This is a genomic window from Burkholderia sp. LA-2-3-30-S1-D2 (genome assembly GCF_001523915.2).
GTDB lineage: Bacteria > Pseudomonadota > Gammaproteobacteria > Burkholderiales > Burkholderiaceae > Burkholderia > Burkholderia diffusa.
The window spans coordinates 1,229,360-1,253,920 of sequence record NZ_CP013383.1 but is presented as its reverse complement, the minus strand read 5'-3'; the positions used below and the strand labels follow the sequence as shown (position 1 = coordinate 1,253,920).

Here is a 24,561-nt window from a genome sequence, read left to right as displayed (position 1 = left end):
CATGTCAGTCATCGGACTCAATCATTACAACCTGCGCGCGGATCGTGCCACGCTCGATACGCTGCGCGATTTCTATGTGAACGTCGTGGGCCTCCAGCCAGGCTACCGACCGCCGTTCCAGAGCAACGGCCACTGGCTCTACGCGGGGACGCAGGCGATCCTCCACCTGTCGGAAGCGCGGCCCGGCGAGGTCCGGCCGCCGCACGTCGTCAACACGTTCGACCATATGGCGTTTTCATGCGAGAACGCCGCCGACATGGAACGGCGCCTGGCCGACGCGCAGGTCAGGTACTCACGCACGTACGTGCCGCTCACGCGCCAGCTGCAGTTGTTTTTCACCGACCCGGCCGGCAATGGCATCGAGTTGAATTTTGCCGAAGCCGGCGGCGATTCCGGTGACGGACCGGGTTAGCGCCGGCGACCGGCCCGTGACGGTCGCCAGGCAAGCGGTCGCTTGCGCGACCGTTACTGCCGTTGCACGAGCTTCACGATCGTCAGCGTGCCCCCCACGCGCTCGACCCGGACCTTGATCTTGTCGCCCACGTGCAGCGACTCGATCATCGCCGGGTCGCCGGCCTTGAACGCCATCGTCATCGGCGCCATCCCGACGTTCTCGAGGGCGCCGTGCTTCAGTGTCACCATGCCGTGCGCGGCATCGATCCGTTTCACTTCGGCATCGGTCAACGCCGAATCCGGCGCCGACATCTTCATGTCGCCCATGTTCATGTCGGGCATGCTCCCGCCCGCGCGCACCGGCGTCGCAACGACGGCCATCGCGCCGAGGACGGCGATGGCGAGGTATCGGATTTTCATCGGGACACTCCGTTGTTCCGCCATGACGAACGCGCCCGCTACACCAGCAACGTCGCAACCGCCCACGCGATCAGCACGACGCCCAGTGCGCGGCCAACGCGCTCGCCACCCGGCAGCACCTTTTCGACGAGCACGAACAGCGACAATGCGACGATCCACACGACGTTCATCACGCCGCCGACGAACAGCAGCGCCATCAGCAGCCAGCAGCAGCCCACGCAATACGCGCCGTGCCGCACGCCGAGCAGGAAGCTGCCCGTGAGTCCCGGGCGCCCGTACGTCGTGAGAAACCGGACCGGCGACCGACATTGCCGCAGGCACGCCTGTTTCAGCGGCGAGAATTGATAGGCGCCGGCCAGCGCGAGGACGATCGCGGACAATACGGCGCTCTTCGACCACAGCATCATTCCGGAGATCAGGCCGGCGGGCTGCAGCAGCGTCTGCAGCACGGCCGCGGCGACCGAAAACGCGAACCACGCGGCCAGATAGCCCGCCAGCAGGAACGCCGACGTCAAAGCCGCCCCGGCTCCTTGCGCACCGTGATGCCGCAGCACCCGCCGGTACAACAGTACGAGCGGCGCCGCGCTGGGCGTCATCATCGCGATCATCATCACCCACCACATCAGGACCACGGTCGCAAGCGACGGATCCATGGTCCCCATATCGTCGGCCAGCCGATGCGGGAACAACGCCACCGCCGTCATGTCCAGCGCCGACATGCCGGTACCCGCGCCCGTCCACAGGTAGACCCAGCACGCGCCGACGAGCGCGGTCATGCCGAGCAGCGTGACGACGCGCTCGCGCCCGAGAAAATCGCCGACGGGGATCATGCCGCGACGCGATGCCGGATCAGCCCGTGGTTGTTCAGGTGCAGCCGCGCGAACTGCGCGTAGCTCCGCTCGAGATTCAGCTCGATGTGGCCATGCGACCGGCCGGTGCCCGAACCGATCTCGGCCAGCTCGTATTCGAAGCCGTGCGGCAGGTCGATCCGCGCGCGATGCTCCGCGCCCGTCACCGGATTGCGGATCGGTTCGCCGACGATGTCGAACACGCCCTCGACACCGATCCGGCCGCGCCGCGCATCGACATCGACGTCGAAATCGATCTTCGCGAAGATCGGATCGTATGCGTGCTCGAGCGTCGACGCGAACACGGAGAACATCGTCGCGAACGGATCGGTATCCTGACCGGTCATGATCTTCAGCACGGCCTCGCGCTGCGCGGGACTCGCGCTCTCGTCGACGATCGGCTGGCACCGTCCGCGGCCTTCGTGAATCGGCCCCGGCCACTGGAACACGACCGCGATCCGGACGCCATCGAGCACGACGTCGCCGTAGTGGCCGCTGTCGATCGAAATCGCACCCATCGCTTCACAGTTGCCGTGCGTCGGCAACGAATTGAACTGGCAGGGGCAACCGTATGAACAATTGCAGTTCATCAGTTCGGTTCCCTGAATTTCCCATGGCGTCATGGCTTCACCTCGCGCGTTCGATGGCAAGTAATGCTTCGAATCTAGTGCAGCGCACAGGGGAAAGCAAAGGCCGCGCGAGACGCGAAAACGAGCGAAGAAAACACCGTGAGCGGAGGCGTGCAACGACGCTGATCCGACGAATTCAGCGTCATCGTGCGGCCCCTGCGACGCGGGCCGCACCGCACGAAACGGCACGTCCGGCGCACCATGTTCAAGCCATGTCCGGCATAACCGACGGCACGATCACGTCATCGCAAATGCGGGCATCCCGCATCGGTCCTGGTCCATACTGTCTCGCAATCGACGATTTCCTGACCGTCTCTGCCGCCCCGGATGGCTGTCATGCGCGTTCAAACTGCGTTGCTATTTCTCGTCGGCACCCTGCTCACCGCGGGCGGTTACGGCGCAACCTTCCTGCTATCGATGCGCTTTCGCGCGATTGGCGGCAGCGATCTCGATACCGGAGCCGCACTGGCCGCCGCGACCGTCGGCACCTTCGCCGGTCTGGCGGTGGTCGGCTGGTTCTCGCGGCAGATCGGCGCCGCGCGAATCGCCGCGCTGTCGTCGCTGTGCATCGGCGCCGGCATCGTCGGCTTCGCACTCGTCGGGCGCGCGCCGGCGGCCGATTTGCCGTCCGGCTTCCTGGTCGGCTTCGGCTGGGGCGCGTTTCATCTGGCCGCGCCGATGTCGCTTGCCGAGCGCACGAGCGGCGCCACCCGAAACGTGTGGTTCTTCCGTTCGGCGACCTTCCAGATGACGGGGATCGGCATGTCCCCCGCGTTCTCGGCGTATGCGATGCGCCTGCTCCACTGGTCGATCGACGACACGCTTTATGCGGTCGGCGCGCTGTGCGCGATCGCGTCGCTGATGTTCGAGGCGTTCGGTCGCCTGTGTCCGCACCCGCCCGCCGCTGCGTCCGGGGGCCGCTGGGTGCGCGAACTCCGGGCCATCTCGCGCACGCGCGCGGCCGCGCCGATCGCGATGATCGCACTCGGCACCTGCGTGTTTTCCGGCCTGATGACGTTCCAGATGACGCTCACGCAAGGCACGCAGGCGCGTGCCGGCACATTCTTCAGCCTTTACACGATGACGGTGCTGAGTGCGCGCTGGCTGCTCGGGAAATGGGTTAGGATGGCGCGCCCCGAAACCGCGACCAAGGGGTTGCTCATGATGATGATGCTCGGTGCGCTCGCCATGTTCGGCGCCGCCGAGCATGCATCGCTACAGTCCGTCGTGGCCGTGCTGCTCGGCGCCGGCTACGGGCTCATGTATCCGGTCATCCAGGCGCAGGCGCTCCACGATTGCGCGGATACGCAACGGCACGGCGTGCTGACGTGGTTCGTCGCGTCGTATTTCATCGGCACGTTCGGCTTTCCGTCGGTCGGCGGCTGGGTGATGGTGCACGCCGGCAAGGGCGCGTTGCTGATGCTCATCGCGAGCTGCGGTCTCGCGGCGCTGTCGCTCGCGTTCCTGCACGACCGGCCCGCGCCGGTGCGCACTCGATAGGCGGCTGCGGGACGCCCGCTCGGTCAGCCAGGCTTCCTCGGCGCACGTGCGATGGCGAACCACCCCATCATCGCGCCCGCGACCCACGCGCAGGTCAGCAGCAGGTCGAGGTCCATCATTCCTTCGAAATTGGCACTGTTCTCGAAGCTGCAATGCCGGCTGCCGAGGAACGCGATGCAACCGCTCGCGACCCACTGGACGTGCATGAATACGTGATAGACGGCGAAAGCCGAAGCGATGATGGCGACGCGCAGGCGTAAGGTCGTTTTCATTCGGCGCCGGAGGCGGTGGGATGGTCTGACGCCGATCTTAAGACAACGACGCCGCATCAGGCAATCGATCCCGCGCGAACGTCACGACCGGCATGCACGACGGCCAATCGCCATCCGCACAAACCCCGAGAAAATCGATGGCACCATGCTGTCGGCACGGCGGCGTTCGGTGCTCGACGCACGCGGGTTTGCAGCATTCACGCCGCCCGACGACGGCTTTCTCGCCGGCAATCATCGCCGCCGGATCGATGACGCGCATCGCTTACGCGCCGTCGACCTGCCTGAGCGTCGCCAGGCAATCCACCGCGAGCCGCTGATAGACACGCGTGCCATTCGCCTTCGCGTCGATCTCCGCGGCGCTCAGCCGCCGCACCACGCGCCCCGGCACGCCAGCGAGCAGCACGCCGCGCGGCACGTCGTAGCCGGCCTTCACGAACGCGCAGGCCGCAACGATCGTCGTCGCGCCGATCGTCGCGCCGTCCATCACGACCGCGTTCATCCCGACCATCGTGTCCGGTTCGAGCGTCGCGCCGTGCACGATCGCGCCATGCCCGATGTGGCTGTTCACGCCGAGCCGGCACGTCTCGCCGATGCCGACGTGCAGCACGCAGCCGTCCTGCACGTTGCTGCCTGCCTCGACGACGATCGCGCCGAAGTCGCCGCGCAGGCTCGCATGCGGGCCGATATAGCAGCCCGCGCCGATCGTCACGTCGCCGATCACGACCGCGCTCGGATGAACGTACGCAGTCGGATCGACGCGGGGCCGCATGCCGTTGAATTCGAACAGCGGCATCGCTCAGAGCACCGCGGCCGCTTCGGGAACGAGCGTGAACAGGTCGCCGACGAGGCCGTAATCGGCCACGCTGAAGATCGGCGCTTCCGGATCCTTGTTGATCGCGACGATCACCTTCGAATCCTTCATGCCGGCCAGGTGCTGGATCGCACCCGAGATGCCGACCGCGATGTACAGTTGCGGCGCGACGATCTTGCCGGTCTGGCCGACCTGGTAGTCGTTCGGCACGTAGCCGGCGTCGACTGCCGCGCGCGATGCGCCGAGTGCGGCGTTCAGCTTGTCGGCCAGCGGCTCCAGCACCGTGGTGTAGTTTTCACCGCTGCCCAGACCACGGCCGCCCGACACGATGATGCTCGCCGACGTCAGCTCCGGACGATCCAGCTTCGTCACTTCACGCCTCACGAACTGCGATTTGCCTGCATCGGCCGCCGCTTCGATCTTCTCGATCGCTGCGCTGCCGCCAACGGCTGCAACCGGATCGAAACCCGTCGCACGCACCGTGACCACCGTGATCGGATCGCTCGACTGCACCGTCGCGATCGCGTTGCCTGCGTAGATCGGACGCTCGAACGTGTCGGCCGAAACGACCGCCGTGATGTCCGAGATCTGCGCGACGTCCAGCTTCGCGGCGATGCGCGGTGCGACGTTCTTGCCGTAGGCGGTTGCCGGCGCGAGGATGTGCGAGTAGTGCTCCGCGATGGTCAGCACGGTCGCTTCGATGTTCTCTGCGAGCCCGTCCGCAAGCTGCGGCGCGTCGGCCAGCAACACCTTCGACACGCCTGCGATCTTCGCCGCCGCGTCTGCCGCTGCTTGCGCGGCGTGTCCCGCGACCAGCACGTGAACGTCGCCGCCGACGAATTTGCCAACCTCGGCAGCCGCCGCCACCGCATTCAACGTCGCGGCCTTGATCGGCGAAGCCCCGCCTGGCGATACCGCGTCGTGCTCGGCAATTACCAGAATCGTCATGTTCGTCCGCTCCCTCTTACAGCACCTTGGCTTCGGTCTTCAGCTTCTCGACCAGCGTCTTCACGTCCGGCACCTTCACGCCGGCCGCGCGCTTCGGCGGCTCGACCACCTTCAGCGTCTTCAGACGCGGCGTGACGTCCACGCCCAGGTCTTCCGGCTTCACCGTTTCCAGCGGCTTCTTCTTCGCCTTCATGATGTTCGGCAGCGTCACGTAGCGCGGCTCGTTCAGGCGCAGGTCGGTCGTGATGACTGCCGGCAGTTGAAGCGACAGCGTTTCCGCGCCGCCGTCGACTTCGCGCGCAACCGTGGCGCGGCCATCGGCGATCGTCACCTTCGACGCGAACGTCGCTTGCGGCAGGCCCGCCAGCGCGGCCAGCATCTGACCCGTCTGGTTCGAATCGTCGTCGATCGCCTGTTTGCCGAGGATCACGAGTTGCGGCTGTTCCTTGTCGACCAGCGCCTTCAGGATCTTCGCCACCGCCAGCGGCTCGACGCCGTCGTTCGACTCGACGAGGATCGCGCGATCCGCGCCGATCGCCAGCGCCGTGCGCAGCGTTTCCTGTGCCTGGGCGACACCGACCGACACCGCCAGCACCTCCGTCACGACGCCGGCCTCCTTCAATCGCACGGCCTCTTCCACCGCGATTTCGTCGAACGGGTTCATCGACATCTTCACGTTCGCGATGTCGACGCCGGTGCGGTCGGACTTCACGCCGACCTTCACGTTCGCGTCGACCACGCGCTTCACTGCCACGAGCGCTTTCAACTGCCTGTCTCCTGTTTCGTTTCGACCGCCGCGACGCGTCAGCGCGCGGTGTATCCGCCGTCGATCACCAGCTCCGCACCCGTCACGTAGCGGCCCGCCGGCGACACGAGATACAGGATGCCGGCCGCGATGTCGCGCGGGCTGCCGATCTTCGCCATCGGCACGTGCGTCTGCAGATAACCAAACACGTCGTCGGGGTTCTGCCCCATCTGGCGGAACGCCTCCTCGAGCATCGGCGTGCGGATATAGCCGGGGTGCACCGAGTTCGCGCGGATGTTCTTCGCCGCATACAGCATCGCATCGACCTTCGCCATCATCCGCACCGCCGCCTTCGACGCGTGATACGCCGGCACGTCGGGGCCGCCGACGATCCCGTACATCGACGACAGGTTCACGATCGAGCCGCCGCCGGCCGCCTCGATGTGCGGAATCGCGGCACGCGTGCACAGGAACACGCCGTTGACGTTCACGTCCAGCACGCGCTGCCATTGTGCGAGCGTGAGCTCGTGCGTCGGCACGTTGTGCCCTTCGATGCCCGCGTTGTTCACGAGCACGTCGAGGCGCCCGAAGCGCGCGACGATCTCGCCGAACACGCGCGCCACGTCGGCCTCGTGCGTCACGTCGAGCGACCAGAACGCGGCCTGGCCACCCTGCGCGCGGATCTCCTCGACCAGCGCTTCCGCCGGTTGCGACAGCACGTCGAGGATCGCGACGCTCGCACCGGCCGCGGCCAGCGTGCGTGCCGTTTCCGCGCCGATGCCGCGCGCGCCGCCGGTGATCGCGGCCACCTTGCCGCGCAGGTCGAACAGGTCTTCGATGAGTTTCATTGTGTCTCCGTGTAGTCAGGCGAACCGGCCTCGAACGAGCCGGTCATCAAGGGCATCCGGCATTATCGCGCCGCGGCCGCGCCAGGCGCCGCCAGGAAATCGAGGCATTCGCGGTTGAAATACGCCGCGTGCTCGACCATGACCCAGTGGCCGCAGCGGTTCATCAGCACGAAGCGCGCGTCGCGGCAGCGTTCGAGGAACGTCAGCGCGCCGCCGACCGGATTGAAGCGATCGTCCGTGCCCCAGAAGCCGAGCACCGGGCAGCGCAGGTCGCCGAGCGCACCCGTCAGGTTCGGCACGCTCATCGTCGACAGCACTTCGGTCGGCTGTTCGACGCACACCTTCATCCGCTCGGCGACGAGCCCGTCGGTGACGATCGCCGGGTCGTGCACCAGCAGCGTCAGCAGCTCGCGCATGGTGTCGTCATTCATCTGGCGATTGGTGAACAGCTTCACCATCCGCTGGATTCCTTCCATCCGGAAATAGGTGTCGCGATCCTCGACGCCGCCCGGTGCCATCATGATCAGCCCGTCGACTTCGTCGGGATAATCGAGCGCGTATTTCAGCGCGATCGCACCGCCCAGCGAGTTACCGAGCAGCACGGCCGGCCCGATGCCGAGCGCGGACAGCTGCGCCTGCAGCGCACCGACGAAGAAATCGAGCGTGTAGGCGACGTCGGACGGCTTCGACGACTGCCCGTAGCCCGGCAAGTCGACGACGATCGCGCGATGGCCGGCATCCGCGAACGCGGGGTAGTTGTGCTTGAAGTTGCTGAAACCGCTGGCGCCCGGGCCGCTGCCGTGGATGAACACCACCGGGCGGCCTTCGCCCGCCTCGAAATGATGCAGGCGCAGGCCGCCCGGTACGTCGGTGAAGATGCCGGTCGGCGGCGTCGTGGGGGTCGTCATCGCGGGTTGTCTCCTTCGTCGATCGATGGATGCCTGCCACGATGATTGCGCCGCCGGCGCCGGCCGGCATCATCCTTTCAGACTACGAAACCGCGCGCGCTTGTTCCTATCATCGGGCCACCGAAACGGAGGCAGACGATGAACGGATTCGACTACAGCGGCAAGACGGTGCTCGTGACGGGCGGCACCAAAGGCATCGGGCGGCGCATCGCCGAGCGGTTTCTCGCGGCGGACGCGCGCGTGTTCGTATGCGGGCGCAGCGCACCCGACACGCCGCCTTCGTCCGGCGGCCGCACGGCCACGTTCGTCGCGGCGGACCTGCGCGACCTCGAGCAGGTCGACGCGCTGCTCGCGACGATCCGCGACGCCACCGGCTGCCTCGACGTGCTGGTCAACAACGCGGGCGGCTCGCCGTTCGTGCTCGCGGCCGATGCATCGCCGCGCTTCACCGAATCGATCGTGCGGCTGAACCTGATCGCGCCGCTGCAGCTCGCGCAACGCGTGAACGCAATCATGCAGCCGCAGCCGCACGGCGGCGTGATGCTGTTCATCGCGAGCGTCAGCGCATCGCGGCCCTCGCCCGGCACCGCCGCCTACGGTGCCGCGAAGGCGGGCCTCGTCAACGCGGTCACGTCGCTCGCGGTCGAATGGGCGCCGCGCGTGCGCGTGTGCGCGATCAGCCCGAGCCTCGTGCAGACGGAATCCGCGACCGAAGGCCATTACGGCGACGATTCCGCGCTCGACGCGATCCGCGCGACGATTCCCGCCGGACGGCTCGCGACGCCCGACGACGTCGCGTCGGCGTGCCTGTTCCTCGCGTCGCCCGATGCGTCGTACACGTCCGGCACGAACCTGCGGCTCGACGGCGGCGGCGAACGGCCCGCGTTCCTGGCGGCGGCACAAACGGAACCACGCTGACACGCGCGACGCGACCGGCGCGCCCCGATCGTTTCCAGTCCTAGGGAAGTCATCTAGTTCATTTCGACGATTCCCTGCTACCGCGATCTCCCTACTCTGCCTCTCACGACAACCACAGTCGACCGTCGTCGATACCCCAGAGGAGACACCATGCATCAACGGATTTCGCGCCGTACCGACAAGCGGGCCACCGCCACGCTGTCGACGCTGGCCGCCGCGCTGCTCACGTGCGCCGTTCCCAACGCGCACGCAGGCAGCACGATCGACCTTGGCGCCGACACGACGCTGGACTACACGTTCACGCTGAGTTACGGCCTCGGCATGCGCACGCGTGCGCCGAGCGGCAATCTGCTGACGCCCGCGAACATCAATGGCGACGACGGCGATCGCAACTTCGCGAAGAACAAGCTGATCGAGAATCAGGTCAGCCTGCTCGGCGAAGTGAACCTGAAGCACGACGACTGGGGTGTGTTCGTCCGCGCGAGTACGTTCTACGATCAGGCCTATCACCGCCCGAACTACAACGACGCTCCGGGTACCGTGAACCAGTCGGGCCAGTACAACAACTTCACGAGCGATGCCCGCTACTGGTCGGGCGGCCACACGACACTGCTCGCCGCCTACGCGTACAACACCTTCAAGATCGGCACGACGAGCCTGAACGTCAAGGTCGGCGACCAGGTGGTCGCCTGGGGCGAAAGCCTGTTCTTCCCGAACATCGCAGGCGCGCAAGGCCCGGCCGACGCCACCAGGTCCTATGTCGCCGGCGCTCAGGTGAAGGACATCCTGCTGCCCGTGCCGCAGATCTCGACGCAGTGGCAGATCACGCCGAACTTCAGCCTGCTCGGCTACTACCAGTTCTCGTTCCAGCAGAACCGCCTGACCGCGCCCGGCACCTACTGGAGCTATTCCGACGTGGTCGGCCCGGGCGCGCAGTTCATCATCGGCCCGGGCGGGATGATCATTCCGCGCGGGGCCGACGAAAAACCGAGCGCCCGCAACCAGTGGGGTATCGGCGCACGCTTGCGCGTGTTCGGCGATACCGAGCTCGGCGTGTATCACCTGCATTACAACGACATGAACCCGAGCGTCGTCACGTCGTTCTACCCCGTGCTTCAGTACCGGCAGACCTATTTCAACAACATCAAGCTGACCGGCGCGAGCTTCTCGACGCAGGTCGGTCCGGTCAACGTCGCGGGCGAAGCGTCATACCGCCAGGGCGCGGCCGTGCTCGTCAACACGCCGACCGGCGCGCAGGCGACGCGCGCGAACGTCACGCAGCTCAACCTGTCCGGCATCTACTCGATCGGGCCGAGCTTCCTCGCGAATTCGCAGTCGCTGGTCGGTGAAATCACATACGTGCACGCCGGCGGCATCTCGGCCGTCGACGGCTCGACGACCCTCGCGAACTCGCGCAACGCGCTCGCCCTCGAGCTGGCCTGGACGCTCAGCTACAAGAACGTGTTCAACGGCTGGGATCTCGACGTGCCGCTCACGTACACGCATGACCTGGCGGGTACCTCGCCGCTGGCCGGCGCGCTCGGCTCGCTGACGGGCCAGGGCGACCACCGCGTGACCGCCGGCGTCACGTTCACGCGCCTGAGCAACCTGTCGCTTGCGCTCGTCTACGCGAAGTTCCTCGGTTCGCCGAACCCCGTCACGCGTCCGCTTGCCGATCGGGACTACGTGCTGGCCACGGCGACCTACCACTTCTGAGCGGCCCGGCCGCTCGTCACTCAGCAAGAAGAGGATTTGTCATGAAACGAACTCGTCTCCCCCTCCTGCGCGCGTCGGTGATGGCCGCGTGCGCGTTCGTCGCGACGGCGTCGTTCCCGAAGGTCACGCCGGACGACCTGAAGGCGCTCGACGGCCCACTCACGCCGATGGGCGCGGTGCGCGCCGCGAGCAAGGACAGCAGCGTGCCGGAGTGGTCGGGCAAGTGGCTCGGCACGCCGCCCGACGTGCAGTACAAGCGCGGCAGCCGCTACCCCGATCCGTTCGCGAGCGAGAAGCCGGTCGCGACGATCACCGCGGAGAACATGGCGCAGTACGCGGAGCACCTGACCGACGGCCAGAAGGCGATGTTCAAGCGCTACCCGGCCACGTTCAAGATCAACGTGTACCCGAGCCATCGCGACTTCCGCTACGCGGATTCCGTCTACAAGGACATCCGCACGTACGCGCCGGATTCGACGATGACATCCGACGCAAACGGCCTCACGAACGCGCCGCCGACGGTGCCCTACCCGATCCCGAAGACGGCCGCCGAGCTGCTGTGGAACCAGCGCTTCTCGTCGGCGATCGGCGCCGAGCAAGCGACCTACGACCAGGCGGTCGTGTACTCGGACGGCAACATCGCGTGGGGCAAGGTGCGCTACGACATCTACTCGCCGCGCAACTCCGGCAAGTTCGACGTGAAGAGCGACCTGAACAACCGCACGTACTACCGCAATGCGACGGAGCTGCCGTTGTCCGACCGCGGCTCGCTGATCGTCGGCTTCACGAACTGGGACAAGGCCGGCGCCGACAACTCGTCGCGCACGTGGATGTACAACCCCGGCACGCGCCGCGTGCGCCAGGCGCCCGAATACGGCTATGACCAGCCGCAGGGCCCGGGCGGCTTCCGCACCGTCGACGACGACCGCCTGTACAACGGCCCCGGCGACCGCTACGACTGGAAGATCGTCGGCAAGCGCGAGATCTACGTGCCGTACGACAACTACAAGGCGATGGACAGCTCGGTGAAGTATGCAGACCTGCTGACCAAGGGCCACGAGAATCCGGCCTACATCCGCTACGAGCTGCATCGCGTGTGGGTGCTGCAGGCGACGCTGAAGAGCAACTACCGTCACCAGTATGCGAAGCGCGTGCTGTACATCGACGAGGACTCGTGGATGACGCTGCTCGCCGACAACTACGACGCGCGCGGCCAGCTGTGGCGCACCAACGTCGCGACGACGCTGTATGCGTATGACGCGAAGGTGTTCTACCCGGGCGTCGTGTTCTACCACGACCTGATCTCCGGCGCGTACATGGCCGACCGCCTGACGAACGAAGGCCCGATGCCGAAGCTCGACAACAGCCCGCAGTTCAACGAGGCGTATTTCTCGCCGGACGCGATCCGCAGTTCGGGTAACTAAGCAACCTGCTGACGCGGCACGCCCGCGACCCACGCGCCGGAGCCCCGCTCCGGCGCCCGACGCCGCCCGCGACGGCGGCCTTTTTCCATTCGAGATTCGAGGGCCCTTTCATGTCTTCCCGCCTGCATACGACGCTCGGCGACGAGCTGTACGCCGCGTGGCACGCACGCGCACCGGTCGCGCCGCTGTCGAGCCGCCCGCGCCGGCTGTCGCTCGACGACGCCTACCGCATCCAGCAGCGCTTCATCGAACGCCGCGTCGAGCGCGGCGAAGCGGTGGTCGGCAAGAAGATCGGCGTGACGAGCCAGGCCGTGCAGGACATGCTGAACGTGCGCCAGCCCGATTTCGGCATCCTGCTGTCCGGCATGCACTACGCGGCCGGCGAGGCGATTGCCACCGAATCGCTGATCGCGCCGCGCGCCGAAGGCGAGATCGCGTTCATCCTCGCGCGTGACCTGCGCGGCCCCGGCATCGACCGCACCGACGTGATCGCCGCGACCGCCGCCGTCGCGCCGTGCTTCGAGATCGTCGATTCGCGCATCCGCGACTGGGCAATCCGCATCGAGGACACCGTCGCCGACAACGCGTCGTGCGGCGTGTACGTGCTCGGCGAAGCACGCGTCGACCCACGCACGCTCGACCTCGCCGCGTGCGACATGACGATCGAGAAGAACGGCGAGCGCGTCGCGCAAGGCCGCGGCGACGCGGCGCTCGGCCATCCCGCCGACGCCGTCGCGTGGCTCGCGAACACCCTCGCCGAATACGACGTGCCGCTGCTTGCCGGCGAGATCGTGCTGTCCGGCTCGCTCGCGAAACTGATTCCGGTCACAGCCGGCGACGCGCTGTCGATGCACATTTCCGGCATCGGCAGCTGCGACGTCCGCTTTATCTAAAGGAACGAACCTGATGAAGAAAATCAAATGCGCACTGATCGGGCCCGGCAACATCGGCACCGACCTGCTGTACAAGCTGCGCCGCTCGACCGTGCTCGAACCCGTGTGGATGGTCGGCGTCGACCCGGCATCCGACGGCCTCGCGCGCGCCCGCGAATTCGGCCTGAAGACCACCGACCAGGGCGTCGACGGGCTGCTGCCGCACGTCGCCGCCGACGACATCCGCATCGCGTTCGACGCGACCTCCGCCTACGTGCACCGCGACAACTCCGACAAGCTCACCGCACTCGGCGTGAAGATGATCGACCTGACGCCCGCCGCGATCGGGCCGTATTGCGTGCCGCCGGTGAACCTCGACGCGCACCTCGACAGCGCGCAGATGAACGTGAACATGGTGACCTGCGGCGGCCAGGCGACGATCCCGATGGTGTACGCGGTGTCGCGCGTGCAGCCGGTCGCGTACGGCGAGATCGTCGCCACGGTATCGTCGCGCTCGGTCGGCCCCGGCACGCGCAAGAACATCGACGAATTCACGCGCACGACGTCCGGTGCGATCGAACAGGTCGGCGGCGCGCGCAAGGGCAAGGCGATCATCGTGATCAACCCGGCCGAGCCGCCGCTGATCATGCGCGACACGATCCACTGCCTGACCGACGGGCCGCCCGACGTCGACGCGATCACAGCCTCCGTGCATGCGATGGTCAAGGAAGTGCAGCGCTACGTGCCCGGCTACACGCTGAAGAACGGCCCGGTGTTCGACGGCAATCGCGTGTCGGTCTTCATGGAAGTCGAGGGGCTCGGCGACTACCTGCCGAAATACGCGGGCAACCTCGACATCATGACCGCCGCCGCGGTCGCCACGGCCGAGCGTTTCGCCGAACAGATGCTGGCCGCTGCGGCCGCCACCGCTTGAGTCGAGGAGTCACACGATGTCACTTGCAGGAAAGAAGATCACCGTCCACGACATGTCGCTGCGCGACGGGATGCACCCGAAGCGCCACCAGATCACGCTCGACCAGATGCGCAACATCGCGCGCGGGCTCGATGCGGCCGGCGTGCCGCTGATCGAGGTCACGCACGGCGACGGGCTCGGCGGCGCGTCGGTCAATTACGGTTTCCCCGCGCATACCGACGAGGCATACCTGAGCGCCGTCATTCCGGAGTTGAAACAGGCGAAGGTATCGGCGTTGCTGCTGCCCGGCATCGGCACCGTCGAGCATCTGCGCATGGCGCACGAACTCGGCGTCGGCACGATCCGCGTCGCGACGCACTGCACCGAGGCGGACGTGTCGGAGCAGCACATCGGCCTCGCGCGCACACTCGGGCTCGATACGGTCGGCTTTCTGATGATGGCGCACATGTCGTCGCCGGAGCAGCTCGTCGTGCAGGCGAAGCTGATGGAGTCGTATGGCGCGAACTGCATCTACATCACCGATTCGGCCGGCCACATGCTGCCCGACGACGTGACCGCGCGGATCGGCCAGGTGCGCGATGCGCTGAAGCCGGACACGGAACTCGGCTTCCACGGCCATCACAACCTCGCGATGGGCGTCGCGAACTCGGTCGCGGCCGTTGCCGCGGGCGCAAACCGGATCGATGCGGCCGCAGCTGGCCTCGGCGCCGGCGCGGGCAACACGCCGATGGAAGTGTTCGTCGCGGTGTGCGACCGGATGGGGATCGAGACGGGTGTCGACGTGTTCGCGATTTCCGACGTGGCCGAGGATCTCGTCGTGCCGATCATGGACGCACCGATCCGCCTCGACCGCGATGCGCTGACGCTCGGCTATGCGGGCGTCTACTCGTCGTTCCTGCTGTTCGCGAAGCGTGCGGAAGCGAAATACGGGATTCCGGCGCGCGACATTCTCGTCGAACTGGGCCGCCAGCGGCTCGTCGGCGGGCAGGAGGACATGATCGAGGATGCGGCGCTGACGATGGTGCGGGCGCGGGAAGTCGCGGCCTGAGCGAACGTTGTAGCTATTCGTCCGGAAGCAACGGGAAACGGGGCGCAAGCCCCGTTTTCATTTCGGGTGTCGGGATCGATCCGCCCCGGCCACGCATCGTCAACGATGCTTCCCGCCGTGCCGCTTGCGCCGATGCGCCGCGCGCGCCTGCAGCAGCGTCGGCATCAGCTCCTCGATGTACTGCCGCGCCTGCCCGCGCGTGACGATCTCGCTGAAGCGCCGATGGGCCTTGTCATGGCCGACCAGCGCCGCATGCGCTTTCTTCAGGATGTGCAGATACGCGACCAGGCTCGTGCCGTCGCGCACGGGCAGCGCATCGCGCGGGTCGGGGGCCGGTGTCGTACTCATGATCCGATCCTTTGCGGGCAGTCGGTGCGGCAGGTCGTGGTGACGAGCGCCAGCAGGTCGTTCGCGAGACGGTCGCGGTCCGTCAGCGGCGCGAGGCCGAACAGCCGCTCGAGCGTCGCGGCGACCGACGCATGGTCGTACGGCGTATGGTCGACCTGCCCGGCCGCGACCCACGGCGAAATCACGATCGCCGGCACCCGCACGCCGTACACGTCGAACCCGAAGCCGCTCGCGTTCAACGTCGCCGCCGCGCCATCGTTCGGCGGCGGCGCGGCGCCCGGCCTGACCGAATCGTAGAAGCCGCCATGCTCGTCGTAGCAGATCACGAGCAGGCTGCTCTCCCACACCGGCGAATTGCGGATCGCGTCGTACACGCGCGCGGCGAGCTGGTCGCCACCGGCCAGGCCATCCATCGGGTGCTGCGAACTGCCGTTCCGGTAGGTGCCGTGCACGATGTCGCCGTAGCCGGGCTCGATGAACGTATAGCGCGCCGTATAGCCGGCCGCGAGATCGGCTTCGAAATGCGCGAGGTCGTCGATGTCGAAGAAGCTCACGCCCTTCAGCGATGCCACCTGCGGCACGTGGCCGAGCGGGTCGCCCGACTGGTCCTGGTAGATGCGCCAGTTGTCGTCGCCGAGCGCGGCGAAGATCGAACCTTTCGGATAGGGGAAGCCGTCGAACGCGTCCCATCCGGCCATTTCCTCCCTGGTCGGCGAATGGTCGAGGCCGGCCGACGACGCGCCGTGCAGGAAGAAGCGGTTCGGCCAGGTCGGCCCCGGCATCGACGCGTGCCACGCGTCGCACAGCACGAATGCGTTCGCCAGCGCGTAAAGCGACGGCGCCTGCGTCGCGATATTGACGCCCTGCATGATCTTGCCCGCATTGGCTGGCTGCGGCGGCGTGCCTTCGGAATGCGACGTCGCGTAGTTCGACACGAATCCCGAATTGTTGATGCTCGGATAAGGTCGCCCTTTGACGAACGGCACGCCCGCGCCGCACAACTGTTCGAGCACGTCGGTGAATTCGTGGCACGGATCGGTCGGCATCCGGTCGGGTGCGCCGCCGCCGAACGGGTAGACCGCATCGCCATACGCGTTGCTGTTACCCGGTGACGCGGCAACGATGTCGGGATAGCCCGACAGCGCGAACAGATGGTCGAACGAGCGGTTCTCGAGCATCAGCACGAACACGTGCCGGATGCGGTCCTGAACCGACGGAACTGCGGGACCTGAAGGAGCTGCGGGGGCTGCGTCTGCACTCATGGCGCCTCCTGGCGTCGCGCGACGAAAGTCCTGCTGGCACGATCGCGGCGGCACTGAAAGCAACTGAAAGGAAAGGCGCTGCAGCGTGCGCGGGCCGCGAATTGCCGACGAGTGTACGGCTACGCCGGCCTGCGCGTAAAGCCGGGCACGGCGCGCGGCAAGACACGGGCATTCAGCCGACGACCGGCGTGGGTGGGGAAAGCGATGCACGGCGAATCGACGCGTGCGGGGAAAACGAGCCGAATCGGGCGATTCGACCGGAGAGAATGCGGCCTCGGGCGCCGCGGTACTGCCCCGCCGGCGGGGACCGCCGAACGGCGCGAACCGCGCCGTCCATCCGGTGTGCCCGGCCACATGAACGGGCCGGACGGGTTTCGATCGGTGCGGCGTTGCGCTGGCCGATCGCTACTGCTTTAGCGACGCGGTTGCCCGGGGCGCTGCGGACGAGTCGAATTCGCGTCCTTGTGGCGGAAGTTGATGCGGCCCTTGGTCAGGTCGTACATCGACAGTTCCAGCGTCACGCGATCGCCCGCGAGAATGCGAATGTGGTTCTTGCGCATGCGGCCCGACGCATACGCGCCGACCACGACGCCGTTTTCCAGCGTGACACGGTATTTGCTGTCCGGCAGCACTTCGTCGACGATTCCGTCCAGTTCCAGCAGTTCTTCTTTTGCCAAACCAATTCCTCCAGACAAGGTGATGACCGCGGCCGCGGCGAGCTCACCGGCGCCGTGCCCCGCAACGGGACGGCGGCCGGCGGGATGCCGGGGATCAATTCGTTCAGACGGACGACGCGCCCGTCTTGCAATCGGAGCCCGGCGCAATGCGGCGGTCGGGCGGTCGGTGGCGGCGGTGCAATCGGCACCGCGCAAAGTCGGGACCGCGCCGTGTGCGGCATGGCGACGGTCTACTCGGGTTGCAGCATGGGCCGCTGGCGACGCGGCGAGCGCTTCGCGAGGGCGTTGGATCGCACGTCGTACGGACCTGCGATGGATGAGAGAAGCACACGACCGATGCATCGTGAATTCCGCGATGCATCGGTCGTGTGCGTCGAAACGCGCAGGACGCCGGCTCGGGCCGGCATCCGCGCGAAATTCGTCCGGCAGCGGCCGCCATTCGACGGCCGGTGCCGACGCGGCTTACTGCGGCGTGATGTTCGACGCTTGCAGACCCTTCGGGCCACGCTTCACTTCGAAGCTGACCTTCTGGCCTTCGGCCAGGGTCTTGAAGCCCGTGCCGCGAATTTCCGAGAAATGGGCGAACAGATCGTCGCCGCCGTTGTCCGGGGAGATGAAACCAAAGCCCTTGGTTTCGTTGAACCACTTGACGGTACCGGTATCCACAAATACTTCCTTAATACGATTGATACGAACGATGAACATGCGCCCGTGACAGGCACAGAAAGAATCAAAAGAGGGAGAGACCAACGACTGCCGCACCGCGTGCGGCCAATGATGAGCAATCGAACTTCTTGAAGACTTCGGTCTCGGACACTACGCGGTGCGGACCGATCCGTCAAGCTCTTTCGATACGATGCAGGCGCGCGGCAGCGCGCGCGCCTTGCCTGGCGGGGGTGCGCGGCGATCTGGAGGCGAAGCGATGCAACCCCTATTTTCGCCGCGTTCGCCCCCCGTTCACCCCGTTACTGCCCGTCACCGCGGTTCGAACACGTGATGCAGCGCCGGCGGCGTCGCACCGTCGCGGATGTTCATCTCGAACGTCTTGCGCGCGACGCTCGACGGCCGCACGTCGGCCGCGTCCAGGTAGAACTGCGAATACCAGTCGCGCATCTGGTACAGCGGCCCGTCGCCTTCGCACAGCAGCGGGTTGTCGATGCGCGTCTTGCTGTGCCAGATGTCGACGTCCTCGTAGAACGCGCGCTGCGCTTCCTTCACGTATGCGTTCGCGATCTCCATGTTCTGCGCGTCGCTCAGGCCGGCCACCTTCTTCACGATCACGCCGTAGCGCAGCTCGAAGCTGTTCATGTCGATCGGCACGTGGCAGTTCAGCAGCACCGAATGGATCGGCTGCCCGGCGCTTTGCCCCGTCATCTGCGTGATGTGCACGGCCGGCCCGAAATACGTCGACAACGCCGTCAGGCTGTCGCCGCCGAGCTTCTCGCTGCGGCCGACCATCAGCTGCGTCGCCTTGTGATCCTCGAACAGGTTCGCGAAATAGTCGATCGGTGCGCGGTGCACGGTCGCGAAGTGCGCGACGTCCGAGATGTTGTCGACCAGTTCGCGGCAATTCGCCTGGATCACCATCTTGTCGACGACCCAGTCCGACCATTCGTCGGAGAAGCACACGTCGAGGCGCGGAATCGCGACTTCCGGCGGCGGCGCGTTGCCTTCCGGGTCGTTCCACACGAACAGCAGGTTGTTTTCCTCGCAGGTCGGCCACGCGCCGATGCGCGCCTTCGGCGGAATCCGCTTGCAGTACGGGATCGACGCGCACTGCCCTTCGCCGTTCCAGGCCCAGCCGTGGAACGGGCACACGAGGTTGTCGCCTTCGACCTTGCCGAGGCTCAGGTCGGCGCCCATGTGCGGGCAATACGCGTCGACGACGTTGATCTTGCCGGTCGAATCGGCGAACGCGGCGAGCTTGCGGCCGAAGACGTTCAGCGTGTGCGGCTTGCCGTCCTTGTAGTCGCGGGCGAGCCCGAGGCAGTGCCAGCCGCGCGCATAGCGCTGCGCGAGCGGCTGGGCTTCGATCTTGTAAGGGCGTGCGGACATGTGGGTTGACTCCTCTTGGTGGGACGCGCGGCGGCCCGCCGCGCACCGGGTAACGGGGGGTGCGTCGCTCAGCGCACCGGATTGCCGGGTTCGAGCGTGCGTGTCGGCTTGAGCGCGGGTGTCGGCGCGGCCTGCGGCGATGCCGGCTGCGGCTCGTGCGACACGCGGCGCTCGGCGCGCTCGACGCCGAGCCATGCGGCCAGCGCGGGCAGCAGGAACACCGCGCCGAACAGGTTCACGAGGAACATGAACGCGAGCAGCACGCCCATGTCGACCTGGAATTTCAGCGCGGAGAATGCCCAGGTGCCGACGCCGATGAACATCGTGACGGCCGTGAACAGCGCCGCGGTGCCGCGCTGGCGCATCGCGTCGGCGAATGCGTCCGGCAGCGTCGCGCCGTGGCGGAGGTCGTGCTGCAGGCGTTCGTACAGGTAGATCCCGTAGTCGACGCCGACCCCGACGCCGAGCGTGATCACCGGCAGCGTCGCGACCTTCAGCCCGATGCCGAGCCGCGCCATCACCGCGTTGCACAGGATCGACACCAGCGTGAGCGGCACGATGATGCACAGCACCGCGCGCCACGAGCGGAACGTGACGGCGCACAGCAGCGCGATCGCGCCGAAGATCGACAGCAGCATCGCGATCTCCGCGTCGCCGACCGCCTCGTTGGTCGCCGCCATCACGCCGACGTTGCCGCCCGCGAGCCGGAACGCGACGTTCGGCGTGGGGTTCTCGGCCGCGAAGCGCTTGATCTCGTCGACGATGTGCGCGATGGTCGTGCCTTCGTGGTTCTGCGTGTAGATCAGCACCTGGATCGCCTTGCAGTTCGCGGTGTTCATCCCGTTGTCGGGATCGAACGCATTGGCGCCCTGCGTGAGCCCGTCGCTGGAGCGCGGCAGCGCGGCCCAGCGCGGGTTGCCTTCGTTGAACGCGGCGATGAACACCTTGCCCTGCGACGACACGCTCGTGACCGACTGCACGCCGGCCACACCGCGCATGTTCATCTCGAACTTCTCGATCGCGCTCATCACCGGGTAGTGCAGGCACGCGTCGTCGAAACCGGTCGTCTCGACGATCACCGACAGCACGTCGACACCGATGTTGTACTGGTGCGTGATGGCGGCGTTGTCGATGTTGTAGCGCGAGTTCGCGCGCAGCTCCGGCGCACCGGTGCCGATGTCGCCGATCTCCAGCTTGCGCGACTCGAGCGTGCCGTATGCGAGCAGCGCGAGCGCCACGGCGAACACGCCGAGCGCCGGCGCCGGCCGCGCGAACACCGCGAAGCGCGACCACTTCCCGCTGCCGCCCGCGGCGGCCGTGCGCTGGGCGCGCGCGAGCGTGCCGCGCTCGAGGCGCGTGTACGACAGCAGGATCGGCAGGAACACCTTGTTGGTGACGATCATGAGCAGCACGCCGAGGCACGCGGTGATGCCGAGCTCGCGCACGATGTCGATCCGGATCCGCATGATCACCATGAAGCCGAGCGCGTTGGTCAGCAGCGCGACCGTGCCCGGCACGAACAGCTTGCGGAACGCGTCGCGCGCGGCTTCGACCGACGACGCGCCGCGCACCAGCGCCTGCTTCCACGCGTTGGTCATCTGCACCGCGTGCGACACGCCGATCGAGAAGATCAGGAACGGCACGAGGATCGACATCGGATCGATGCCGAGGCCGAGCAGCGGCAGCGCGCCGAGCAGCCAGACGACCGGCAGCAGCGCGACGACGAGCGCGAGCACGGTGGTCTTCAGCGAGCGCGTATAGGCGAACAGCAGCGCGGCCGTCACGAGGAACGCCAGCGCGAAGAACGCCATCACGCCGGCGATCCCGGCCTCGACGTCGCCCACCAGCTTCGCGAAGCCGATGATGTTGACGTCGATGCCCTGCTTCGCGTAGCGCGCACGGATTTCCTCGAGCTGGCGCGCGACCGCGCTGTAGTCGAGCCGCTTGCCGGTGGCCGGATCGGTCTCGCGCAGCTCCGCGCGGATCAGCGCCGACTTCAGGTCGTTGCCGACCAGCCGGCCGATCTGCCCGGAGCGCGCGACGTTGCGGCGCACCTTCGCGAGATCGTCCGGGTTCGCACTCGAGAACTGGCCGGGCACGACCACGTCGCCGCGAAAGCCGGCTTCGGTCACTTCCGTGTAGTGGACGTTCGGCGTGAACAGCGAGAACACGCGCGAGCGGTTCACGCCGGGGATGAAGAACACGTCGTCGGTCGCGTGGCGCAGCGCGTCCATGAACGTCTGGTTGTAGATGTCGCCGTCGCCCTTCCAGCGCAGGCTGACGAGGATCGTGTTCGCGCCGGGGAACGCGCCCGCGTAGCGCTCGAACACCTGCATGTACGGGTGCTGCATCGGGATCATCTTGTTGAAGCCCGGATCGAGCTTCAGGCGCGTCGCGGACAAGCCGAGCGCGAGCGTCACCGCGACGCACAGCAGCATCAGCAACCGGCGCTGCCGGATGATCGTGTCGGCGCAGCGCTCGACGAACGCGGCGAGGCGCGATGCGGGAACGGCTTCGGTGGGGCGTGACAGGTCGTTCATGGATTTCTCGGGTCGGAACGGACGGGACGGACGATGCGGGCGAAACGGGTCGGCTCGGCGAGGCGAACGGATGCGGGCGACGGCAAGCGCCGCCGCGCATCAGGACGGCGACGCGGCGAGCGGCGCGACGCCGGCCTCGCCGCCGAGCAGCAGCGCGCCGGAGCCCATGTCGAGCACGGCCGCGAGGCTCTGCACGCCGCCGAGCTTGCGCACGTCGAAGGTCAGGCCGCCGTCGCGCGACGCGACGATCGCGCCGCCCTGGCCGACCAGCACGAGTTCGCCGTCGGCAAGCTGGGTCGCGCCGAAGTACGACACCGGCACGCGGCTGTCGACGTGCGTCCAGGTCGCGCCGCGATCGGTGCTGCGCAGCACGTTGCCGCGCATGCCGTACGCGACCCAGTCGCCGTTCGCGAGCATCAGCGCGCCGAACAGCGAGCCTGCGTACGGCGACGGGAGTGTGTCCCAGGTTGCGCCGTTGTCGGTCGAGCGCAGCAGCGTGCCGCTCTCGCCCGCGATCAGCAGGTTGCCGTGGCTGTCGCCGACGATCGCGTTCAGGTGGCGGTCGCCCGCCGGCGTCTTCAGCGGCTGCCACGTGAGTCCGGCATCGTCCGAGCGCAGCAGCTGGCCGAAACTGCCGGCCGCGAACAGCGGGCCGTTCGCGCTACCCCAGACGGACAACAGCGGATCGGAACGCGCGTGATCGCTGTGGACCTCGCGCCAGTGCACGCCCGCGTCGTCGCTGCGCACGATCCGGCCGTCGTGGCCGACCGCGATGCCGAGCGTCGGCGTAATGAAGCTCACCTGCGTGAGCGTCGAGCCCTGATCGGGCGTGACCGAGGCCGGCCGCCAGCGACGGCCCGCATCGTCGCTCAGCAGAATCACGCCGCGCTCGCCGACCGCGACGATGCGTGTGCCGGCGCGGGCGAGCCCGTTGATCTGCAGGCGGTCCGCATGGATCGCGGTGACCGGGAACGCCGGCAGCGGTCGCGGCGAGAACGCGAACAGCGCGGCGCCGAGCACGAGCGCCGACATCGTGAGTCCTGGCAAGGTACGTTTCATCGGTTGTCTCCTGTCCTGGCAAGCGGCCCGGGCCCGCGCCGACGCGCTCGGCCTGCCGCTGCAAGTCTCCGGGCCGTCGGTCGTTGCCGCGGCCTCGCATGGTTCCGAATGGATGGCAGCCGTTCCGGGTTGCCGGTCCGGCAGCCGGTGCGGCTGCGTCGAATGCCGTTACGCGCCGACCTCGAACAGCGCGGCGGCACCCATCCCGCCGCCGATGCACATCGTCACGACCGCATGCCGCACGCCGCGGCGCGCGCCTTCGAGCAGCGCGTGCATCGTCATCCGCGTGCCCGACATCCCGAACGGGTGGCCGAGCGCGATCGCGCCGCCGTCGACGTTCAGCCGCTCGTCGGGAATGCCGAGCGTGTCGCGGCAATACAGCGCCTGGCACGCGAACGCCTCGTTCAGCTCCCACAGCCCGACGTCGCGCACGGTCATCCCGAAGCGCGCCAGCAGCTTCGGGATCGCGAACACCGGGCCGATGCCCATCTCGTCCGGCTCGCAGCCGGCCACGGCCAGCCCGCGGAAGGTGCCGAGCGGCGCGAGCCCGCGACGCGCGGCTTCGGCGCGCGACATCACGACCACCGCCGCCGCGCCGTCCGACAGCTGCGACGCGTTGCCGGCCGTCACGAACTCGCCCTGCTCGACGACCTTGCCGCCGCTCCACGACGGCTTGAGCCCCGCGAGCCGCTCGGCCGTCGTATCGGCGCGCACGCCTTCGTCGCGCGCCGCGCGCACGGCCTCGTGACCGGTCAGGTTGCCTTCCTTGTCGAACTGCGCGCGCGTCACGTCGAGCGGCGCGATTTCCGCGTCGAAGCGGCCGGCCGCCTGCGCGTCAGCGGTGCGCTGATGGCTCTGCAGGGCGAATTCGTCCTGCGCCGCACGCGAGATCCCGTAGCGGCGCGACACGATCTCGGCGGTTTCCATCATCGCCATGTACGCGGCCGGCTGGTGGTCGAGCACGGCCTGCGAACGCGCGCGGTAGCCGTTCTTGTGCTTGTTCTGCGTGAGCGAGATCGATTCGACGCCGCCTGCGACGACGATCCGCGCGTCGCCCGCGCCGATGCTGCGCGCGGCGCTCGCGATCGACATCAGGCCCGACGAACACATCCGGTCGATCGCCATGCCGGGCACCGACGCCGGCAGCCCCGCCGCCGCGGCCGACAGGCGGCCGATGTTGTAGCCCTGCGTACCCTGCTGCGCGGCGCAGCCGATCAGCACGTCGTCGACGTCGGCCGGCGCGACGCCCGCGCGTTCGAGCGCGGTGCGCACGACGTGGCCGCCCAGCGCGGGCGCCTCGGTGTCGTTGAACATGCCGCGAAACGCCTTGCCGATCGGCGTGCGTGCGACGGAAACGATGACTGCGTCTTCCATGAGCTGGCTCTC

At 67.5% G+C, this 24,561-nt stretch carries 26 protein-coding genes; 8 read left to right on the top strand and 18 right to left on the bottom strand.

Features of this window, described 5'->3' with window-relative positions:
* Position 1 precedes the first annotated feature (1 nt).
* A complete protein-coding gene (locus tag WS66_RS05865) occupies positions 2–412 on the top strand; it encodes a VOC family protein (protein WP_059600508.1) in 411 nt (136 codons plus the stop codon).
* A gap of 53 nt (positions 413–465) precedes the next feature.
* On the opposite strand, the gene WS66_RS05860 is transcribed toward WS66_RS05865, so the two are convergent.
* The 3 genes from WS66_RS05860 to WS66_RS05850 are packed head-to-tail and all read right to left on the bottom strand — an operon-like array spanning position 466 to position 2,284.
* Positions 466–813, bottom strand: a complete 348-nt coding sequence (locus WS66_RS05860; protein WP_059600509.1) for a copper-binding protein — start codon at positions 811–813, stop codon at positions 466–468.
* A gap of 38 nt (positions 814–851) precedes the next feature.
* A complete protein-coding gene (locus WS66_RS05855) occupies positions 852–1,643 on the bottom strand; it encodes a DUF2182 domain-containing protein (RefSeq protein ID WP_059600510.1) in 792 nt (263 codons plus the stop codon).
* Positions 1,640–2,284: a DUF1326 domain-containing protein gene (locus WS66_RS05850; RefSeq protein WP_059600511.1), complete on the bottom strand. Its 645-nt coding sequence runs from the start codon at positions 2,282–2,284 to the stop codon at positions 1,640–1,642. The genes WS66_RS05855 and WS66_RS05850 overlap by 4 nt, the downstream gene beginning before the upstream one ends.
* Before the next feature lie 342 nt (positions 2,285–2,626).
* Here WS66_RS05850 and WS66_RS05845 point away from each other — a divergent pair, with 342 nt between their 5' ends.
* Entirely contained in the window at positions 2,627–3,790 is a 1,164-nt protein-coding gene (locus WS66_RS05845) for an MFS transporter (RefSeq protein ID WP_059600597.1), read from the top strand.
* Between the two features lie 23 nt (positions 3,791–3,813).
* Here WS66_RS05845 and WS66_RS05840 read toward each other — a convergent pair whose 3' ends face one another.
* The 7 genes from WS66_RS05840 to WS66_RS05810 form a co-directional block, all read right to left on the bottom strand.
* Entirely contained in the window at positions 3,814–4,062 is a 249-nt protein-coding gene (locus WS66_RS05840; protein ID WP_059600512.1) for a hypothetical protein, read from the bottom strand.
* 37 nt (positions 4,063–4,099) lie between these two features.
* Positions 4,100–4,321 (bottom strand): hypothetical protein, encoded by a 222-nt coding sequence (locus WS66_RS05835; protein WP_108064625.1) that lies wholly within the window; start codon positions 4,319–4,321, stop codon positions 4,100–4,102.
* 3 nt (positions 4,322–4,324) lie between these two features.
* The gene (locus WS66_RS05830) at positions 4,325–4,855 is read right to left on the bottom strand and encodes an acyltransferase (protein ID WP_059600513.1); all 531 of its coding nucleotides are present in this window, start codon (positions 4,853–4,855) and stop codon (positions 4,325–4,327) included.
* 3 nt (positions 4,856–4,858) lie between these two features.
* A complete protein-coding gene (locus tag WS66_RS05825) occupies positions 4,859–5,821 on the bottom strand; it encodes an electron transfer flavoprotein subunit alpha/FixB family protein (protein ID WP_059600514.1) in 963 nt (320 codons plus the stop codon).
* Positions 5,822–5,837: 16 nt separating this feature from the next.
* Positions 5,838–6,587 (bottom strand): electron transfer flavoprotein subunit beta/FixA family protein, encoded by a 750-nt coding sequence (locus tag WS66_RS05820; RefSeq protein ID WP_059600515.1) that lies wholly within the window; start codon positions 6,585–6,587, stop codon positions 5,838–5,840.
* A 38-nt stretch (positions 6,588–6,625) separates the two neighbouring features.
* Entirely contained in the window at positions 6,626–7,414 is a 789-nt protein-coding gene (locus tag WS66_RS05815) for an SDR family NAD(P)-dependent oxidoreductase (protein WP_059600516.1), read from the bottom strand.
* A 62-nt stretch (positions 7,415–7,476) separates the two neighbouring features.
* Positions 7,477–8,322 (bottom strand): alpha/beta fold hydrolase, encoded by an 846-nt coding sequence (locus WS66_RS05810; protein ID WP_059600517.1) that lies wholly within the window; start codon positions 8,320–8,322, stop codon positions 7,477–7,479.
* Positions 8,323–8,460: 138 nt separating this feature from the next.
* Between WS66_RS05810 and WS66_RS05805 the strand changes: the two genes are divergently transcribed.
* The 6 genes from WS66_RS05805 (at position 8,461) to dmpG (ending at position 15,234) form a co-directional block, all read left to right on the top strand.
* A complete protein-coding gene (locus WS66_RS05805) occupies positions 8,461–9,240 on the top strand; it encodes an SDR family oxidoreductase (protein WP_059600518.1) in 780 nt (259 codons plus the stop codon).
* Between the two features lie 150 nt (positions 9,241–9,390).
* Positions 9,391–10,956, top strand: coding sequence for a DUF1302 domain-containing protein (locus WS66_RS05800; protein ID WP_059600519.1), 1,566 nt, complete (start codon positions 9,391–9,393; stop codon positions 10,954–10,956).
* 41 nt (positions 10,957–10,997) lie between these two features.
* Positions 10,998–12,380, top strand: coding sequence for a DUF1329 domain-containing protein (locus tag WS66_RS05795; RefSeq protein ID WP_059600520.1), 1,383 nt, complete (start codon positions 10,998–11,000; stop codon positions 12,378–12,380).
* Between the two features lie 110 nt (positions 12,381–12,490).
* On the top strand, positions 12,491–13,273 hold the full coding sequence (dmpE, locus tag WS66_RS05790; RefSeq protein ID WP_059600521.1) for a 2-oxopent-4-enoate hydratase: 783 nt from the start codon (positions 12,491–12,493) through the stop codon (positions 13,271–13,273).
* Positions 13,274–13,286: 13 nt separating this feature from the next.
* Entirely contained in the window at positions 13,287–14,186 is a 900-nt protein-coding gene (locus tag WS66_RS05785) for an acetaldehyde dehydrogenase (acetylating) (RefSeq protein ID WP_059600522.1), read from the top strand.
* 16 nt (positions 14,187–14,202) lie between these two features.
* Complete coding sequence (dmpG, locus tag WS66_RS05780) at positions 14,203–15,234, top strand: 4-hydroxy-2-oxovalerate aldolase (RefSeq protein WP_059600523.1); 1,032 nt, start codon at positions 14,203–14,205, stop codon at positions 15,232–15,234.
* Between the two features lie 99 nt (positions 15,235–15,333).
* On the opposite strand, the gene WS66_RS05775 is transcribed toward dmpG, so the two are convergent.
* The 8 genes from WS66_RS05775 to WS66_RS05740 form a co-directional block, all read right to left on the bottom strand.
* Positions 15,334–15,582 (bottom strand): hypothetical protein, encoded by a 249-nt coding sequence (locus WS66_RS05775; RefSeq protein ID WP_059600524.1) that lies wholly within the window; start codon positions 15,580–15,582, stop codon positions 15,334–15,336.
* The gene (locus tag WS66_RS05770; protein WP_059600525.1) at positions 15,579–16,844 is read right to left on the bottom strand and encodes an alkaline phosphatase family protein; all 1,266 of its coding nucleotides are present in this window, start codon (positions 16,842–16,844) and stop codon (positions 15,579–15,581) included. Before WS66_RS05770 ends, WS66_RS05775 begins: the two co-directional genes overlap by 4 nt.
* A gap of 413 nt (positions 16,845–17,257) precedes the next feature.
* Positions 17,258–17,521, bottom strand: coding sequence for a translation initiation factor IF-1 (infA, locus tag WS66_RS05765; RefSeq protein ID WP_059600526.1), 264 nt, complete (start codon positions 17,519–17,521; stop codon positions 17,258–17,260).
* A 462-nt stretch (positions 17,522–17,983) separates the two neighbouring features.
* Positions 17,984–18,187 carry a cold-shock protein gene (locus tag WS66_RS05760; RefSeq protein ID WP_006483056.1) on the bottom strand — a complete coding sequence of 68 codons (204 nt, stop codon included), beginning with the start codon at positions 18,185–18,187 and terminating at the stop codon, positions 17,984–17,986.
* Between the two features lie 309 nt (positions 18,188–18,496).
* Positions 18,497–19,576: a Rieske 2Fe-2S domain-containing protein gene (locus WS66_RS05755; protein ID WP_059600527.1), complete on the bottom strand. Its 1,080-nt coding sequence runs from the start codon at positions 19,574–19,576 to the stop codon at positions 18,497–18,499.
* Positions 19,577–19,644: 68 nt separating this feature from the next.
* A complete protein-coding gene (locus tag WS66_RS05750) occupies positions 19,645–22,116 on the bottom strand; it encodes an efflux RND transporter permease subunit (protein WP_059600528.1) in 2,472 nt (823 codons plus the stop codon).
* Between the two features lie 99 nt (positions 22,117–22,215).
* Positions 22,216–23,175 (bottom strand): WD40/YVTN/BNR-like repeat-containing protein, encoded by a 960-nt coding sequence (locus WS66_RS05745; protein WP_059600529.1) that lies wholly within the window; start codon positions 23,173–23,175, stop codon positions 22,216–22,218.
* A gap of 168 nt (positions 23,176–23,343) precedes the next feature.
* Positions 23,344–24,549, bottom strand: a complete 1,206-nt coding sequence (locus WS66_RS05740) for an acetyl-CoA C-acyltransferase (RefSeq protein WP_059600530.1) — start codon at positions 24,547–24,549, stop codon at positions 23,344–23,346.
* Between the last annotated feature and the right edge of the window lie 12 nt (positions 24,550–24,561).

What these genes read in the sequence shown, in the direction of transcription:
- WS66_RS05865 (WP_059600508.1), top strand. Translation starts at nt 2, where the DNA reads ATGTCAGTCATCGGACTCAATCATTACAACCTGCGCGCGGATCGTGCC.
- WS66_RS05860 (WP_059600509.1), bottom strand. Translation starts at nt 813, where the DNA reads ATGAAAATCCGATACCTCGCCATCGCCGTCCTCGGCGCGATGGCCGTC.
- WS66_RS05855 (WP_059600510.1), bottom strand. Translation starts at nt 1,643, where the DNA reads ATGATCCCCGTCGGCGATTTTCTCGGGCGCGAGCGCGTCGTCACGCTG.
- WS66_RS05850 (WP_059600511.1), bottom strand. Translation starts at nt 2,284, where the DNA reads ATGACGCCATGGGAAATTCAGGGAACCGAACTGATGAACTGCAATTGT.
- WS66_RS05845 (WP_059600597.1), top strand. Translation starts at nt 2,627, where the DNA reads ATGCGCGTTCAAACTGCGTTGCTATTTCTCGTCGGCACCCTGCTCACC.
- WS66_RS05840 (WP_059600512.1), bottom strand. Translation starts at nt 4,062, where the DNA reads ATGAAAACGACCTTACGCCTGCGCGTCGCCATCATCGCTTCGGCTTTC.
- WS66_RS05835 (WP_108064625.1), bottom strand. Translation starts at nt 4,321, where the DNA reads ATGCGCGTCATCGATCCGGCGGCGATGATTGCCGGCGAGAAAGCCGTC.
- WS66_RS05830 (WP_059600513.1), bottom strand. Translation starts at nt 4,855, where the DNA reads ATGCCGCTGTTCGAATTCAACGGCATGCGGCCCCGCGTCGATCCGACT.
- WS66_RS05825 (WP_059600514.1), bottom strand. Translation starts at nt 5,821, where the DNA reads ATGACGATTCTGGTAATTGCCGAGCACGACGCGGTATCGCCAGGCGGG.
- WS66_RS05815 (WP_059600516.1), bottom strand. Translation starts at nt 7,414, where the DNA reads ATGAAACTCATCGAAGACCTGTTCGACCTGCGCGGCAAGGTGGCCGCG.
- WS66_RS05810 (WP_059600517.1), bottom strand. Translation starts at nt 8,322, where the DNA reads ATGACGACCCCCACGACGCCGCCGACCGGCATCTTCACCGACGTACCG.
- WS66_RS05805 (WP_059600518.1), top strand. Translation starts at nt 8,461, where the DNA reads ATGAACGGATTCGACTACAGCGGCAAGACGGTGCTCGTGACGGGCGGC.
- WS66_RS05800 (WP_059600519.1), top strand. Translation starts at nt 9,391, where the DNA reads ATGCATCAACGGATTTCGCGCCGTACCGACAAGCGGGCCACCGCCACG.
- WS66_RS05795 (WP_059600520.1), top strand. Translation starts at nt 10,998, where the DNA reads ATGAAACGAACTCGTCTCCCCCTCCTGCGCGCGTCGGTGATGGCCGCG.
- dmpE (WP_059600521.1), top strand. Translation starts at nt 12,491, where the DNA reads ATGTCTTCCCGCCTGCATACGACGCTCGGCGACGAGCTGTACGCCGCG.
- WS66_RS05785 (WP_059600522.1), top strand. Translation starts at nt 13,287, where the DNA reads ATGAAGAAAATCAAATGCGCACTGATCGGGCCCGGCAACATCGGCACC.
- dmpG (WP_059600523.1), top strand. Translation starts at nt 14,203, where the DNA reads ATGTCACTTGCAGGAAAGAAGATCACCGTCCACGACATGTCGCTGCGC.
- WS66_RS05775 (WP_059600524.1), bottom strand. Translation starts at nt 15,582, where the DNA reads ATGAGTACGACACCGGCCCCCGACCCGCGCGATGCGCTGCCCGTGCGC.
- WS66_RS05770 (WP_059600525.1), bottom strand. Translation starts at nt 16,844, where the DNA reads ATGAGTGCAGACGCAGCCCCCGCAGCTCCTTCAGGTCCCGCAGTTCCG.
- WS66_RS05755 (WP_059600527.1), bottom strand. Translation starts at nt 19,576, where the DNA reads ATGTCCGCACGCCCTTACAAGATCGAAGCCCAGCCGCTCGCGCAGCGC.
- WS66_RS05750 (WP_059600528.1), bottom strand. Translation starts at nt 22,116, where the DNA reads ATGAACGACCTGTCACGCCCCACCGAAGCCGTTCCCGCATCGCGCCTC.
- WS66_RS05745 (WP_059600529.1), bottom strand. Translation starts at nt 23,175, where the DNA reads ATGAAACGTACCTTGCCAGGACTCACGATGTCGGCGCTCGTGCTCGGC.
- WS66_RS05740 (WP_059600530.1), bottom strand. Translation starts at nt 24,549, where the DNA reads ATGGAAGACGCAGTCATCGTTTCCGTCGCACGCACGCCGATCGGCAAG.